The organism is Microcoleus sp. EPA2 (assembly GCA_020882975.1).
Lineage (GTDB): Bacteria > Cyanobacteriota > Cyanobacteriia > Cyanobacteriales > Microcoleaceae > Microcoleus.
Map to the genome: position 1 here is coordinate 16,567 of JAHRFD010000007.1, position 16,287 is coordinate 32,853.

14 protein-coding genes are annotated in these 16,287 nt (G+C 47.5%); 7 read left to right on the plus strand and 7 right to left on the minus strand.

Features of this window, described 5'->3' with window-relative positions; translation table 11 throughout:
* The first annotated feature begins 43 nt into the window (after window positions 1–43).
* The 7 genes from AAFP14_RS08905 (at window position 44) to AAFP14_RS08935 (ending at window position 7,804) form a co-directional block, all read left to right on the plus strand.
* Window positions 44–184 carry a hypothetical protein gene (locus AAFP14_RS08905; protein ID WP_341731918.1) on the plus strand — a complete coding sequence of 47 codons (141 nt, stop codon included), beginning with the start codon at window positions 44–46 and terminating at the stop codon, window positions 182–184.
* 318 nt (window positions 185–502) lie between these two features.
* Complete coding sequence (locus AAFP14_RS08910) at window positions 503–2,074, plus strand: serine/threonine protein kinase (RefSeq protein WP_341731919.1); 1,572 nt, start codon at window positions 503–505, stop codon at window positions 2,072–2,074.
* 296 nt (window positions 2,075–2,370) lie between these two features.
* Complete coding sequence (locus tag AAFP14_RS08915) at window positions 2,371–2,703, plus strand: DUF6825 family protein (RefSeq protein WP_341731920.1); 333 nt, start codon at window positions 2,371–2,373, stop codon at window positions 2,701–2,703.
* Window positions 2,704–2,798: 95 nt separating this feature from the next.
* On the plus strand, window positions 2,799–4,565 hold the full coding sequence (locus AAFP14_RS08920; RefSeq protein ID WP_341731921.1) for an ABC1 kinase family protein: 1,767 nt from the start codon (window positions 2,799–2,801) through the stop codon (window positions 4,563–4,565).
* A gap of 735 nt (window positions 4,566–5,300) precedes the next feature.
* Window positions 5,301–6,032, plus strand: a complete 732-nt coding sequence (locus AAFP14_RS08925) for a PP2C family protein-serine/threonine phosphatase (RefSeq protein WP_341731922.1) — start codon at window positions 5,301–5,303, stop codon at window positions 6,030–6,032.
* A gap of 60 nt (window positions 6,033–6,092) precedes the next feature.
* Window positions 6,093–7,262: an anhydro-N-acetylmuramic acid kinase gene (locus AAFP14_RS08930; protein ID WP_341731923.1), complete on the plus strand. Its 1,170-nt coding sequence runs from the start codon at window positions 6,093–6,095 to the stop codon at window positions 7,260–7,262.
* 92 nt (window positions 7,263–7,354) lie between these two features.
* A complete protein-coding gene (locus AAFP14_RS08935; protein WP_340525467.1) occupies window positions 7,355–7,804 on the plus strand; it encodes a hypothetical protein in 450 nt (149 codons plus the stop codon).
* 847 nt (window positions 7,805–8,651) lie between these two features.
* Here AAFP14_RS08935 and AAFP14_RS08940 read toward each other — a convergent pair.
* The 7 genes from AAFP14_RS08940 to dnaK form a co-directional block, all read right to left on the minus strand.
* Window positions 8,652–8,849 (minus strand): NblA/ycf18 family protein, encoded by a 198-nt coding sequence (locus AAFP14_RS08940; RefSeq protein ID WP_340525411.1) that lies wholly within the window; start codon window positions 8,847–8,849, stop codon window positions 8,652–8,654.
* 430 nt (window positions 8,850–9,279) lie between these two features.
* Window positions 9,280–9,978, minus strand: a complete 699-nt coding sequence (locus AAFP14_RS08945; protein WP_341731924.1) for an ExbD/TolR family protein — start codon at window positions 9,976–9,978, stop codon at window positions 9,280–9,282.
* A gap of 141 nt (window positions 9,979–10,119) precedes the next feature.
* Window positions 10,120–10,905, minus strand: coding sequence for a MotA/TolQ/ExbB proton channel family protein (locus tag AAFP14_RS08950; protein WP_341731925.1), 786 nt, complete (start codon window positions 10,903–10,905; stop codon window positions 10,120–10,122).
* A gap of 129 nt (window positions 10,906–11,034) precedes the next feature.
* Window positions 11,035–12,246: a ribosome small subunit-dependent GTPase A gene (gene rsgA, locus AAFP14_RS08955; protein WP_341731926.1), complete on the minus strand. Its 1,212-nt coding sequence runs from the start codon at window positions 12,244–12,246 to the stop codon at window positions 11,035–11,037.
* A complete protein-coding gene (locus AAFP14_RS08960; protein ID WP_341731927.1) occupies window positions 12,243–12,530 on the minus strand; it encodes a sulfurtransferase TusA family protein in 288 nt (95 codons plus the stop codon). Before AAFP14_RS08960 ends, rsgA begins: the two co-directional genes overlap by 4 nt.
* Before the next feature lie 302 nt (window positions 12,531–12,832).
* The gene (gene dnaJ / locus AAFP14_RS08965) at window positions 12,833–13,963 is read right to left on the minus strand and encodes a molecular chaperone DnaJ (RefSeq protein WP_341731928.1); all 1,131 of its coding nucleotides are present in this window, start codon (window positions 13,961–13,963) and stop codon (window positions 12,833–12,835) included.
* Between the two features lie 125 nt (window positions 13,964–14,088).
* Window positions 14,089–16,227 (minus strand): molecular chaperone DnaK, encoded by a 2,139-nt coding sequence (dnaK, locus tag AAFP14_RS08970; RefSeq protein ID WP_341731929.1) that lies wholly within the window; start codon window positions 16,225–16,227, stop codon window positions 14,089–14,091.
* Window positions 16,228–16,287: the final 60 nt, after the last annotated feature.

The following is a 16,287-nucleotide window of genomic DNA, read 5'->3' on the forward strand; positions in this document are numbered from 1 at the left end:
CTGTATTCTGGTATTTGTTGCACCATTTGCCGAAACACGCTAATTGAACGTGCGATCGGGAGCGGCTAGCCTGGATATTGATTGGTGGGTGGATTTTTTTAAGCTGGCGATCGCCCTCAGACTATCTTCCTTACCACAATTATTTTCACAAGTCAAGCTCAAAACTAAAAATTTACAAAAGTGAGTTTAGTGTAAAGACTTGTTAAAGTAGAGAGGGGTAACACCCCCCATAGGCTATAGTCATAGATATAGATGCACCCTGATGGCTTTCCCGCTCCAAAAGAGCGGGATTTTTATTGGAAAACTATTATATTAAGTTTTAAGACGCTGGTTACAGATAAACTGATTGGGACATCCCCATAAAACGATCGCCAGATACAAAGTCTAGTAATTAGACAAAGCAGAGTAAAATCAGGCTTCGGCTCCATGGAAGCGCTCGCCCTCAGTCTGCTTTAATTACCCAAAGGCGATAGCATAGGTTGGGACACGGCATCAACTAAAGATGAACTTAGCGCCAACAACAGTCCTGCAACAGGGCAAATACACAATTAACACGACTTTAGGTATAGGAGGGTTCGGGATCACTTACCGAGCCACACACTCCCATTTAAACCAAACCGTCGTACTCAAAACCCTTAACGAAAGTCTGCGCCAACACCCTGAATCTGCCCAATTTCAGGAGCAATTCATCGCCGAGGCCCAACGCCTCTCTCGGTGTCAGCATTCCAACATAGTCAGAGTTATAGACTTTTTTACAGAAGCCGGACAGTCCTTTATCGCCATGGACTACATTCCCGGCCAAACTTTGGCCAAAATAGTTGCCACAGGCGAGCCACTACCAGAAGCTCAAGCCCTACACTACATTCGGCAAATAGCCTCAGCCTTAAGCACAGTACACCACAGCGGCTTGCTACACCGAGATCTCAAACCAGAAAATATGATCCGGCGAGAGGATACTCACATCGTCATGCTCATAGATTTTGGCATAGCCAGGGACTTTACAGCCGGCACAAAACAAACCCACACTAACTTGCTCTCCCCAGGATATGCACCGATCGAACAATACCTCCATGATGGTAAATGTACACCCGCCACAGATATTTACTCCCTCTCGGCAACCCTATACTACTTACTATCGGGCCAACCACCCATAGCAGCACCCTTGCGCGATCGGATTCCCCTGCCAAATTTGCGACAATGGCAACCTAACCTCAGCCCTGGAGTTGAGCAAGCTATCCTTCGGGGACTAGAAACTGAACCCGACAAACGCCCCCAAACCGTGGAAAATTGGCTCGCTATGCTACAAGAAACAGAGCAATTACCAGCAATCAAAACAAAGCCAACTCTGCTTTTGCCCGCACCACCGCCCCCACAGTTGACTCTGCTGGTCTTTGTCGTCACATCTCTAATTGCAGGCTGGATGGGTTTTGACCTAGCATGGCGCTACAATAGTACGAATCTCAGCAGGAATAGCACTGGCAAAACTGATTCCTTGCCATCTTTGGAAGATTTACTCAAATCCCGCGATTTGTCGGGACCCATGTTTGGACAGCCTTCCGTTGAAAGTAGTCCTGTGGCACCGCCAGAAGTTGAAAATCTGCCCACATATACACCAGATAGCAGCACGCCCGAACCCATCGAGTCCCCAGAAGTTAGCTCCCAACCAGAGGTATCCCCAAGCCCAGAAATTCCCAGCCCAACACCCCAACCAGAACCTTCAGAAATTCCTACCCCAGCACCGCAACCAGAGCCTTCAGAAACTCCTACCCCAGAGCCTAAAATCTCCATCGCTCCATCTCCTCCCATCGCCCCAGCACCGGTACCAGAAGTTCCTCCTCTGCCCCCGGAACCGCCTCCCCAATCCTTCGGGGTTCCCACTCCGCCAGTGGCTAATAGTGCTGAAACTTTCTCCCCGCCACAGGAGCAGCCTTCACCAGAAATTGTGCCAGATCGATCGCCTCAAGTCCCGATACCGAGCAGTAATGAAGGCAGTTTCGATAGTCCGATCGTACCTGACTCCCCGCTCACAGTTCCAGAACCAACCGTACCTTTCCCAGAACCTGCTACGAATTAGTCTGTGGACAAGTGAGGAGCGGACTCCCAAGATGGTGCCTGGAAAAGAACTTGAAATCATACCCTGAATAGATGCTCCTGAAGTTTCAGAGAAGGGATAACCAAGTTATAATTGTTTGGGGAAGTACACAGAAAATTTTCTCGTCAGCGATCGCGAATTATAGGGATGAAAAGATGAGACAAAATTTTTTACATCCATGAAATTCGTTGAAGCATGACACAGATTCAGAATCTGTGAAAATCGTGTTTAAACCATAGTCTAAAAACATAGAGTTTCCCTACTTACCGGAGTTTTTTATGAGTAAACCCCCAGTTCATGCCTTTTTCATAGGCAGAGCACTTGCAGAAGCACTATACGAACAATTGGAGAGTGCAGCCACTAACGCTTTCTCTGAATTCGGTAAATTTGATGCCGAACAAAGAGAGCGACTGCGGCAGTTCACAGATCGAGTTGTGGAACGAGCTCATAGAGAAGCTGATTCGGCAATGCAAGGTAGAACAGGCACTGTCAGCACAACTACTATTCAAGACATCCAACCAGCCGACTTGCAAGTAACTATTGATGAGTTACGTGCAGAAGTGGCCTTAGTGCGATCGGAATTGCAGCGCTACCGCAGCAGTTTGCCCTAACAGTCACTAACAAATATTTACCCTAGGAGCGCAAAACTATGCGCTCTTACTTCTCATCACAGCAACGACATAAAATAAGCAATTTAGGAACCCAAGTGTCTGCTCTCCTTGATGACTCTGTTAATCGCAAGCGATACGCCAAGCCTACCGGCGATGCCGTTTTGCCACCCACCGCTGGTAAATCCTACGGCAATAAAGCTTATCGCTGGAACCGCGAAAAATACTCCCGGCAGCGGCGCTTCTTCGACATTTGGACCTTTGTATTGCTCTGGTTGGCTTCGCTGTGGCTCGACAGCAAAGATTGGAGCTACTGGAAAGGTGTTACTGAAGAAAAGAAAGTTGCCAGACGCCGTTTTCAGGCTATCTGGGTTCGAGAAACTCTCTTGGATTTGGGCCCAACTTTTATTAAGGTAGGTCAGTTATTTTCCACCCGCGCTGATTTGTTCCCCGCAGAGTATGTTGAGGAACTTTCTAAGCTGCAAGATAGAGTCCCTGCTTTCAGCTACGAGCAGTTAGAGGCAATTGTTGAGCAGGATTTGGGCAAGACGGTTCACGAACTCTACCAGAGTTTTGACCCGGTGCCTCTGGCTGCTGCCAGTTTGGGTCAGGTACACAAGGCTCAACTCCATTCTGGCCCGGAAGTGGTAGTGAAGGTGCAGCGACCTGGACTGCGGAAGCTGTTCGAGATTGATTTGCAAATTCTTAAGGGCATCGCTCGCTACTTTCAAAATCATCCTAAATGGGGCAGGGGCAGAGATTGGCTGGGGATTTATGAAGAGTGCTGTCGCATTCTGTGGCTGGAAATTGATTATCTCAATGAAGGGCGGAATGCTGATACTTTTCGCCGTAATTTTCGCGATCGCGACTGGGTGCGGGTGCCACGGGTTTATTGGCGCTACGCGGCTCCGCGGGTGCTGACTTTGGAGTACCTGCCGGGGATTAAAATCAGTCACTATGAGGCTTTGGAGGCTGCTGGGATCGATCGCAAGTCGATCGCCCAAAAAGGAGCTGAAGCTTATTTGCACCAGTTGCTCAATGATGGCTTTTTTCATGCCGATCCCCACCCAGGTAATATCGCTGTGAGTGCTGATGGGGATCTGATTTTCTACGATTTTGGCATGATGGGCCAAATTCAGGCCAATGTTCGGGAAGGACTGATGGAAACTCTCTACGGTATTGCTTCCAAAGATGGTCAACGGATTATGGATTCTTTGATTAATTTGGGGGCTTTGGTTCCTACGGGTGATATGAGTCCGGTGCGCCGATCGATCCAGTATATGCTGGATAACTTCATGGACAAGCCTTTTGAAAATCAGTCCGTCAGCGCGATTACAGATGACCTTTACGATATTGCCTACGACCAACCTTTTCGCTTCCCAGCTACCTTTACTTTTGTGATGCGCGCTTTTTCGACCATTGAAGGGGTCGGCCGCGGTTTAGATCCAGAGTTTAACTTTATGGAGGTGGCACAGCCTTTTGCCATGCAGCTTATGAGTAATGGAAATGGGCATGATACAACTAGCAGTATTTTTAACGAACTTGGCCGTCAGGCGGCTCAAGTAAGTTCCACTGCTTTGGGTTTACCTCGCCGGATTGAGGAAACTATTGACAAGCTTGAACAGGGAGATTTACGGATTCGCGTCCGTTCTTCTGAAACAGACCGTTTGCTGCGCCGCATTAGCAGCGTTCAAATGGGAACCAACTATAGTTTGCTGATGAGTGCTTTTACTTTGTCGGCGACCATTTTGTTTGTCAGCCATCAAGTATGGCCCGCCCTCGTGATGGCTTTGCTAGCAGTCGGTACTGGGTTTGTTCTCCTGCGCTTGTTTAAGCGACTCGATCGCTTGGATAGAATGTCTTGAGGCTCTGAATGCTCTTGCTCTGTGCTGGCTCTGTCACGGCCGTGGAATGGGAGATTTTTAATTGCATAATTGAGATTTCTCCCTACTACCAATATCAGTTATTGAGATGTTCCATGCCCTGGCATTTCCTCACAATTATTAATGGGCAGATAGCTGGAATGGGTATGAACAAAAGTATTCCCCCATCACAGCTTACCTGCTTGTTTATCATCCTTATGGCTTCTACTTAACTAGCTCAAGATTAGCTCTAGTTAAGGTTATTTTGCATCCTCCCATGCCAGAGTGATTTAAGCTCAAAGTCGCATCAGTTACTAAAAAAGCTGATGGCTATTATTTGACTTTGAGCCTTGAAGATACAAAAATCCCAGTGTCAAACTGTGAGAGAACAAAATGTCAATTTAGTTTTCAAACAAGTGATATTGTTATAGTTGCAGCGCTCCGTTGCCCAAAATTAGGCGAATACATGGAGAGAATTGCGATCGAGTGCAAGTCTGGAAATTTTATTTCAACCACGTAGGGGCTGCTAAAAAGGATAACTCACAGAGCTGGCACACATATTCACAAACAGGACATTTACTCCTATGGGAATTAAGAAATTTGTTAATTATTCAACAGTCTCTCTCATTGCAGGTGCTGATGCACAAATACACTTAAGGGATGTTTTACAATTAAGCCTACCTTCCTCCCACCACTGTGCTGAGTACAGCTATGGTGGAGGTTTCTTGGAGGTTTGAGATGAAACTCTCTTTCGCAGGTCAGACAGATACAGGGTTAGTTCGTTCAGTAAATCAGGATTCGTACTACATCGACTCGGAGGGGCGATTTTTCATCGTTGCCGACGGCATGGGAGGACACGCAGGAGGTCAAGAAGCTAGCCGGATTGCTACGGAGGCAATTAAATCTTATCTGGTAGAACATTGGGAAGGCCCAGAGGATTCTCCCCTGTTGTTAGAACAGGCTTTTTTAATCGCCAATCAAGCAATTTTGAACGATCAGCTCAACCATCCCGAACGGGCTGATATGGGTACTACTGCTGTGGTAGTAGTGTTCCGGGATGAGGGGCGGCCTTGGTGTGCTAATGTCGGTGACTCTCGCTTGTACCGACTGCATGGGTCTCATTTGGATCAGATTACTGAAGACCAAACTTGGGTGGCTCAAGCTGTACAAAGAAAAGCTCTGACTGCTGAACAGGCTCGCAATCATCCCTGGCGTCACGTTTTGTCCCAGTGTTTGGGCCGTGAGGATTTGCGTGAGATAGACATTCTGCCGGTGGATGTCAAACCTGGGGATCGCTTGCTGTTGTGTAGCGACGGTTTGACTGAGGAACTTTCCGATCCTTTGATTGCTGGACCTCTCAAGTCGATTCGCCCCTGTGAAGCGGCTGCAACTGCTTTGATTGAAGCAGCTAAGGAGAAAGGCGGCCGTGACAATATTACTCTGGTGATTGTCACCATCGACCTCAAATAAATCCAGTCCACCCCCGTACAATCTAAAGTCTAAAATCTAAAATCTAAAATCTAAAATCGAATGACTCGCGTTATCGGTTTGATCAGCGGCACTTCAGTGGATGGCATTGATGCTGCTTTGGTGGATGTGGTCGGTTCCCAAACTGACTTGAAAATTGAGTTGTTAGCAGGTAACACTTTTCCTTATTCTCCTGATTTGCGATCGCAAATTCTTTCAGTTTGCAGCGGGGCTGCTTTGTCCATGGCAGAACTAGCTGCATTGGATGACGCCATCGCCCAAGAATTTGCCACCGCAGCCTTGACTATTCAAGCAAAGTACGATCGAGCTGAATTAATCGGGTCTCACGGGCAAACCGTCTACCACCGACCAGCCCTGAAGGGGGAGATGGGTTACAGCTTGCAACTAGGGCGGGGCGCGCTGATAGCGGCATTGACAGGCATTACTACTGTGAGCAACTTTCGAGCGGCAGACATTGCTGCCGGGGGTCAAGGAGCTCCTTTAGTGCCCATAGTTGATGCTTACTTGTTGGCACAACCCAATCTGAATCTGTGCATCCAAAATCTGGGTGGAATTGGCAATGTGACTTATCTACCTTCCAGGGACAATAGTCCCTTGAAGGACAACTCTGTGGTTTCCCATTGGGGGGATCGCATTTTGGGCTGGGATACAGGGCCGGCAAATTCTCTATTAGATTTGGCGGTGCAACACTTCTCCGGGGGAACTAAAACTTGTGATGAAAATGGAGCAGGGGCCGCCCTTGGTACTCCTTGTCAAGCTTTAGTAGAAGCTTGGCTCCAGCAAGAGTTCTTCCTGGAAAAACCGCCAAAATCTACAGGGCGAGAGTTATTTGGTGTAGACTATTTTAACCGTTGTTTGGTCGAGGCTTCTGATTACAAGCTCAGTCCTGCTGATGTGCTGGCTACTCTGACAGAACTGACAGTTGCCTCCATCGTTCACAGTTACCAAACTTTTTTACCGCAGATGCCCGATCGAGTTTTGCTATGCGGGGGCGGTAGCCACAATCTCTACTTAAAAAGCCGATTACAAGCACAATTGCATTCTGTGCAAGTGTTGACTACTTCTGAGGCGGGCTTGAATGTAGATTTTAAAGAGGCGATCGCTTTCGCGGTTTTAGCCCACTGGCGGGTTCTAGGTATTCCGGGTAATCTCCCTCAAGTTACTGGTGCTTCAGCCCCCGTACTTTTAGGAGAAATTAACTCCTTTGGGTAGAGTTGGGCATGATACCATATACTTTGAGAGACAACGGCTGTGCGTTGTTGCAACAGCATTTTAGCCAGCAGGAAAAGCATAGGAACAGCACTGTGGCTCACACGTTTTTAATGGAATCAGGCCAATGGACGCTCGAAGGAAGTTGGATTGAGCGCAATGGCGTGCCAATTACGGTTAAAGGCAAAACTTTAGTGAGCTGGAACCGAACAGATTGGTTCAGTATGGTGACGAAGCTCGTGTTTCCTGGAGGCGATCGCGAAGAACTTATTTTGCAGTACCGAGGACACCTCAACAGCGATGAACGGCAGTATACTTTTGTGCTCCAGCACAGCGAACTTGGCCGCGTCGAGGGCGAAGGTTGGATCGCTCCCCAGTCGATCGTCCAACGTTACTGGGTACTCGGAGACGAACGCCAACGGCGAACAGGTTTTGATACCCTTCACCGCGTCGATAGCAACCGCTACTACCACTCTAGTGGCATCATGTCTGGTCATTACTTAACCAGCACCATGGAGGCTACCTTGGAACGTCAGTCGGAATAGATGTTTTGAGCTAGACTAAATAGCCAAATACTTGTCTAAAGTTGCTCATAGTTCTTCTGGCGTGATGATATTGACAGCGTTGTAATTTTCTGCTAATTTGACGCTCGTGCCGAAACGATCGGGCAAAATATCTGGTTTGTAAGCCGAGCGTCGATTCAAAACTGACCAGCCTGTAAAAAGGTCGAACGGGAGACCATGATTCGTTAAATAGGTTGAAAATACAGGTTGAACAATGGCTAAAAGCTTCAACAGTTATACAACGTGATGCATAGGGTGGGCTACGCCCGAATTTACGCCTGTGGACAAGTACGAGCCGACTCCCTTGGCAGAAGCAGGAAGCAGAACCTCTAGAAACCACTTCTAGTTGAATGGTGAAGCTCGAATAAGTTTAGCCAAGTTTTGCATAGCAAACTTACGCATAAATACCAAAGAAATCGGGTTTTTTACAAGTTTTCCAGGTTCAAACCCAGTATTTTCGTAAAAAACCCGGTTTTGGCGTAAGTCACGGGAAAAACTATCACTTTTGATTTATAGGCTTTGATTGAAAAATTTAAAGTCTTGTTAGTCGGATGTCGGTTTCAGATGTCCGACTCACTAAATTTTTGTGCAGCCTTATCTGCTGCAAGTTGAGACGAATATATTTGATTTTTTTAAATAATTTGCTCTGAGCGATCGCAACTGCCGAACAGAAAGCCTCAAATGTTCAGATCGAAGGACGAGTCTGTTAAAATACCTTCTGTTTTCTATAATTTGTAACTTGTCGCTTCGAGTTGACGCCCCATCACCCCCAACTCATTTCCATCTGGGAAGAGAGTAAGAGACGGAGGTCGCCCACTGCGACTTGACATTACTCAAGACCAGGGTTTGGTTCTAGGCCCCAGTGGTGTTTCAGAAAATGACGATACATGGTTTCCCGCAACATCATTTGTTCGTAGAGCTTAACTAAAAACTCTTGAGCTTGCTCGCGGCTCATGTCATTGACCTGTGTTTTGAAGGAACACAGGCTAAATTGCTGTTCCAAAGATAGTTCTGCTGGTTGGTTCATGACTTTGACTCCTTGACAAGTAGAGGTGACTTGAAAGTACAAACCTGGATTCACCGGTTTTGTAAGTTGTTCCAGCTCACGCTAGTTGGTTTCAGGATGACCTAAAGCCCATCTTGCTTTAGCTATATTACAAAAGGTAACAATTATTTGACAAAATCGCCATCTTTCCTAAGAAATAATCTATGAGTAAAGATGGCTAGCAGCAGACAAAGGTTCCTTCTGTAGATATATATAAATATATCTACTTGTCTAGAGAAAAAAAGCTCAGTACGAACCAAAATAATTGCAGCGATTTATACCGATTTTTTAAGGAAGAAGGAAGAAGGTTATTCGACACTTCAACTACGCTCAGTGTCCGAAGTCCCAAGTCCGAAGTCCGAAGGCCAATGCCCTGTTTGGCCAATGCCTAGATGATAAATCAATATATTGCCTAATTTTGAGGCGCAACATTCTGCGATGGAGTGGCGACTCCCGGCCCGATATTAGGGGCAGTGGGTGCAGGGGAAACAGGAGATTTGCTAACCCCCTGGCTAGGAGTAGGGAGAGGGGATGGAAACTGATTCGGATTGAACTGCTGCTGGGGCGGTGGTACTTCTAACTGAGGTTGTCGAGGGTTCGAGGGAGTGGCCAGAGGATAGGGCTGGGGTTGAGTCGGATTTCCCGTGGGTGGTGCGACGGGAATGCCAGAATTGGGAAGCGAGGGAGTTGGCTGCGGGGATGGAGCCGAACTAGGAAGAGTTGCTAGGGCGACTCGATCGCCTCCTACTTCTCGCAATTTATCCAAAACCTCCACAACTTTGGCGTACTTGGCATTTTGAGGAGCGTAGAGCACCGTCAATCCCGCAGGATTTTGCTTGTGGAAACTGTTTAAAACTCGATCGAGCTGTTGATAATTAACAGGCAATTGGTCAATATAAGTTTGCCCAAAGTCATCAATGCTAACAATCAGCATTTCTCGCATCTGGGTTTGTCCAGTTTTGGCTTTAGGCAAATCGACATTAATTGCTTGCTGGCGAGTCAGTTGCAAAGCAGCCAGCAGAAAAAACGTCAGAATGCAAAATATCACATCAATTAAAGGTACCAGTTCAATCCGAGCCTCTTCAGCAGGAGTATCTAGATTAATTTTCATTGTTTTTCAAGGTTTTAACTAGCTCGGCGGGAATTGGGCCACTATAGCTTTACTCAGCTTAGTACGGGTTGAAACCAATGGGTTTCTGCCGTCGAAGTTGGAAGCTTAAGCTCTACCGCCTAAGCGGTTGGTGTAGGTAGTTCACTTGTTAGAAGTCGAATCCACATCAGGATCGGGACCTTTAAATTTTGGCTCTCGATTCCGTTCTATAGATTCTTGAGAATTGAGGGAATGGCGGTTCAAGCCATCGACACCAAAGGAAGAATTGCTGTGTTCTGTACTCGACGATCGACCTTTAGCGTTAGCCGTAGGCCAATATTGTCTGTAGAGCAATTCCAGTTCATTTCCAGCTTTGCGAAAAATTTTTGCCTGATTGAACAAAAAAGCTTGAAATATGCGATAAAAGACTAAAGTAAAAATTGCTACTACCATCCCAGAAGCTGTAGTGATCAGTGCTTCGCTAATCCCCAAAGTCACGCCAGTAGTAGCTGCGGTGCCGATGTCACCCAGCCGAATGGAACTCAGGGAGTTAATCAAGCCCAAAACAGTTCCCAGCAATCCCAACAAAGGTGCTAGAGCAATCACCGATTCTAATACTTTGTCTCCACGGCGCATAGAAGCCAATTCTTCATCAGCAGCAGATTCCAGTGCGAGTCGAAATAATTCTGGTTCAGGATTGTATAGTCGCAGAGGAGCAGATAAAAATCGACCGATGGGCTGTCGATTAGCTTGTCTAGCAATTTCATTAGCAGCGCCCCAATCGCTGCGAGCGGCATCGAGGATGCGGTTGACTATTTGCTTTTCCTTAGTAAGGAGGCTCGCCCAGAACCACAAGCGCTCGATAATTGTACTTACAGATAGAATAGACAGCACCAACAGGGGGTACATGGCTGGGCCGCCTTTTTGAAACAGTTCTTGAATATTCACAGTATTTTTACTCCCGCATAACCTGCTAAATGATACTTCTGTTGTACTTTTTTTTTAAGAAATTTAAGGCCATTTAATTTTAGCTATTAATTTACCGTGTTCTGGAGCCGATCGACTATTTGCTCCAACCTAGAATAAGTCGTCTTGACACATATCTTGCAGCGACTGGTGTTGAAGGCGGCGGGAAGAGCGGCGATATTTTTTAGTTTGCAACTTGGGTTCGTATTGCTGCGTACCATCAGACTTAGTTTGCTGCTTCAAACTCGCCTCCGCACTACTAGAGTTTAGCTCTTGTTGCTGACGGACAATCGCCTCAGACAGAAACTGCAAATAATACTCATAGCGTTCCCAATCGCCCCGCACGACACAGTTAGGCTCATGGCGGTGCGAGCAGTCGCTAAACTGGCAACTACCCAAAGCCAGCCTCTGACGAGCTTCTGGGAAATATTGAGCTAACTCAGATGGTTCGCATTCAAGTGTCGGCTGATTAAAGCCTGGAGTATCGGCCAAAAGTCCGCCACCTGGGAGTTCAAACAATTCTACATGGCGAGTAGTGTGTCTGCCACGCCCTAGTTTGCCCGAAACAGCACTGACTCGCAGATTCAGCGCCGGAATTAGTTGGTTGATCAAGCTGGACTTACCCACTCCAGAAGGGCCGCAAATTACGGTTATTTTGCCTTGGAGGTGACTTTGGAGAGATAAGGCTTCTCCAAGGGGGGAAGTCAGAAGCACCTCGCCCCCCTCAAGAGGAAGACAAGATGTGTCGATTTTGTCTAATAAATTTGGGTTTGTGGCAGAAACTTGATTTTGACTGTCATTAGCGGTTTGCTTGTAGATTCCTAAGCCGCTACGGACACTAATAAACATGGGTTCGTATCCCCATCCTTTCAGCCGATCGCGCCACTGTGCCAAATCCTCGGCCGTGACTAAATCGCATTTGTTGAGACACAAACTCACCTCCAAACCTGTAGATTCTGCCTTGACTAAAAACCGACTTAATGATGCGGGGTCTAAGTCCGGTTCCGTGAGGGCAAAAACTAGGAGAATGCGATCGGCATTAGCCACAGGTGGCCGATTGAGTTCCGTTTGGCGGGGAAACACTTGAGAAATCACACCCCTGCGATCGTTCCAGTCTGGTTCTTCTACCACGACGCGATCGCCCACCATCACCTGTTGACCAATTTTTTTCAGTCTAGTGCGGCGAGTACACAGGAGAACTCGTAGATCTGCCCAGAGAGGATTTTCCCCCTCAGTGCTAGCATCTGGATCTAACCTCACTTGATAGAAGTTAGCCTGAACAGCCACAACAGTACCCGTAATCAAGGAGGAATCCCGGCTCATGCTGCTTCCTGCTCAGGTCGCTGCACTTGCATCGCAAAAAAACCAGAATTATCCTCACCAGCCACAAATTGGGTTTGTAGAATCTGGTAGCCTTCCATTTTTAGACTATCCGGCACCTGTTCGATCGGCTCCCCAGCATCCAGCCAAACTTCCAACACTGCTCCCGCAGCCATTTGCTCCAACCGCAGTTTAGTTCGGACAAAATTGATCGGGCAGGGCGTACCCCGCAGATCGAGCTGAGCATCTGGAGATTTGAGATTTTCAATTTTCGATGTTGAATTCATAGGGATCAAGAAGAAAGAAGGAAGAAGGAAGAAGGAAGAAGAAAGAAGGAAGAAGTCACCCCCCCCCTGCCCCCCCCAAGGGGGGAAATTCAGGAAGAAGGAAGAAGTCAGCCCCCCTGCCCCCAGGGCTGTTTTATTCTGGTGACAAATCATGGTTTTGTAGGGGTAGTGCCAAGAGTGCCTACCCTCTTCGTCTTGGCGTGGGTCAGTCTTGGAGATACAATCTATTATTATTTTAAGAAAAAATGAGCGCAATTGCGCTCATTTGTTTCAGAAATAATAAACTGCGCTCATTTTTTTGGTTATTTCTGAAACAAATTTCCCAGAAATCCTTCCAAGCCACCTTTTCCGGTACGATCGCCCTTGAGCTTAGCCAACTGCATCAACAATTCCCGCTCCTCAGTCGTCACCTTAGTAGGAATGTCAATAGACACCGTAATCAAATGGTCCCCACGACTGACTGGATTTCCCAATCGAGGCACGCCTTTTTTCTCCAGAGTCAGAACAGTATGCGGCTGAGTTCCGGTGGGAATCAACAATTCCGCCGGCCCGTCTACAGTCTCCACTTCCAACCTGCACCCCAAAATTGCCTGCAAGTAACTAATTTTCACTTCCGAGTTAATGTTAGTACCTTCGCGCTTAAATACGGGGTCTTCACTCACAGCCAAGAACACGTATAAATCCCCTGGTGGCCCCCCCAGTTTGCCAGCATCCCCTTCATTGGAAACGCGCAAACGAGTACCATTGTCAACCCCTGCCGGAATTGTAATTTTCAGCTTTTTCATCACTTCTTTTTGGCCCCGGCCGCCACAAGTTTCGCACTTGTCCTCAATCACTTGCCCGGTGCCATTACAGGTGGGGCAAACTGAAACTTGAGTAAAACTGCCAAAGGGAGTACGGGTAGCGCGCCGGACTTGGCCACCGCCACTGCAAGTCGAGCAGGTTTGGGGTCTGGTTCCCGGTTTGGCTCCCGTGCCTGTGCAAGTTTCGCAGGTTTCTAGGTGCTTGATGCGGAGTTCTTTTTCCCCACCAAACACTGCTTCGCGAAAATCCAGTCGCAAATCGAGGCGTAAATCGTCACCACGCACGGGCCCGCTGCGTCTGCGACCTTGTTGTTGTGGACCGCCTACCCCTCCCTGAAAACCCTGAAAGAAGCTTTCAAAAATATCAGCAAAACTGTCGCCGAAGTCTTGGAATCCCGGCGCTCCTGCACCACTAACCCCTGCTTCGCCAAAACGGTCAAAGCGAGCACGGGTTTCCGGCTCTGACAGTACCTCGTAAGCGCGGTTAATTTCTTTAAACCGGTCTTCGGCACCGGGTTCTTTATTCACGTCTGGATGGTACTTACGAGCTAGGCGGCGGTAGGCACGCTTAATTTCTTCTTTGTCTGCGCTTCGAGAAACGCCTAATATTTCATAGTAATCGCCGGCCATAAAGCTGTTTGCCTGGAGGTAAATAACAAAAAGTGTACGAAAAAGAAACTATTGACCTTTCCAGATGTTAAAGATTAAAAATTACGAGCGTTTATTTGTAAATTTTAATCTTTAATTTTTAATTTTTAAAGGAAAGGATTCATATCATCAACTTCAGGTTCGGGAACCTGCGGTTTTGGTTTTGTCTGTAGATTTTGCTGTTTGTCGCGTTTTGGTTCCGGCTTTGGTTCTGGCCTTAATTCCGGCTTTGGTTGCCGTTTTGATTCCGGCTTTGGTTCGGGCCTTAATTCCGGCTTTGGTTCCGGCTTTGGTTCCGCCTTTGGTTTCAGCGTTGGTTCCGCGATCGTCATTAGGTCTTCTGTCGGCAAGATACTTTCATCGCTAACTGCAACCTCATCTAATTCTGGCACCGATTCGCTGGCAACCACAGTGGGGGAAGTGGCTTCCTCGTTCCGAGCTTGCTCGTAAACAGCAGTACCAAGCGAGTATAGCAGTTGCTTGAAAGATTCGATTTGTGCTTCGAGTTCTTCGCAGGTGATGTCTGGGTTAGCCATCGCTGCCCGCAAGGTAACAGATGCTGTTTGGGCTTCTGCCTTCAGGTCGTCGCCTAATAATTGGGCATTGGTTTTTAAGGTGACACCACAATTATAGACCAGGGTGTCGGCTTGATTTTTGAGTTCGACAAGTTGGGCCCGTTGGAGGTCTTCCTCGGCGTAAAGTTCTGCCTCTTGTCTCATCCGCTCGACTTCGGTTTCGCTCAATCCCCCTGTATTGGAAATTTGGATGCTTTGTTCTTTTGAGGTTCCCTTGTCTTGAGCTGAAACTTTTAGAATGCCGTTGGCATCGATTTCAAAGGTAACTTCGATTTGAGGTATGCCACGGGGTGCTGGGGGAATACCTTTGAGCAGGAATTTGCCCAGACTTTTATTGTCTTTGACTAATGCCCGTTCACCTTGCAGGGCATGAATTTCTACGGAAGTTTGGCCGTCTGCGGCCGTGCTGTACATTTGCGATCGACTGGTGGGGATAGTGGTATTGCGTTCAATGACTTTGGTGAACACTCCGCCCAAGGTTTCGAGTCCTAGGGACAGGGGAGTCACGTCTAGCAGTAGCAAATCCTTGACCTCGCCACCCAAAACTCCGGCTTGAATGGCGGCACCTACGGCTACAGCTTCGTCAGGATTGACCGATTTATCGGGAGACACGCCACCAAAATATTTGCTAATTGCCTCTTGAACTGCGGGAATCCGGGTTGACCCTCCTACTAAAATAATTCGATCTATGTCTTTTGGGGTCAAACTGGCATCTTTGAGGGCTTGAGTCACAGGGTCGATCGTGGCTTGGACTAAATGAGCGACCAGTTTTTCAAACTTAGCTTTGGAAAGTGGCATTTCCAGATGCTTCGGTCCTTTTTCATCTGAGGAAATAAAGGGCAAATTTATGGAGGTTGATTCGCAACTAGAAAGTTCTATTTTTGCTTTTTCGGCCGCTTCTCGGAGGCGTTGCAAGGCCATTTTGTCTTTTGACAGGTCCGTGCCTTCTTTGGTGCGAAAAGCTTCAACCAGCCACTGCACGATGCAGTTGTCAAAGTCATCTCCTCCCAGATGATTATTACCCGCAGTAGCGTTGACTTCAAAAATTCCGTCTCCCAGTTGCAGGATGGAAACATCGAAGGTACCGCCGCCGAGGTCAAATACTAAGATTTTTTGTTCTATATTTTGTTTGTCCAAGCCGTAGGAAAGGGCCGCGGCTGTGGGTTCGTTGACTATCCGCAGGACTTCTAAACCCGCGATCGTACCTGCGTCCTTAGTCGCTTGCCGCTGGGCATCGGTGAAGTAGGCCGGGACTGTAATTACTGCTTGGGTAACAGGTTGTCCCAAATAAGCTTCTGCATCCTGCTTCAGCTTTTGGAGTACCATTGCCGAAATTTCTTGGGGGGTGTGAACCTTGTTCCGAATTTGGACGTTAACGGTATCGTCTTTGCCTTTAATGCAGGTATAGGGAGTGCGGGATCTTTCTTCTTCTGTGTCATCCCAACGACGTCCGATAAATCGTTTGATGCTGTAGACAGTGTTTACAGCATTAGTCACAGCTTGCCGCTTGGCCAATTGACCTACTAAGCGATCGCCCCCTTTACCAAATCCTACTATGCTCGGAGTTGTGCGACCGCCCTCAGAATTGGCGATCACGACTGGTTTACCGCCCTCTAACACAGCTACGCAACTGTTGGTTGTGCCTAAGTCGATGCCTATCACCTTTCCCATAGCGCCTCATAAAACTTCGTGGGATATTTACAAAAATTTTTCAAACCCCCGAATTCTATT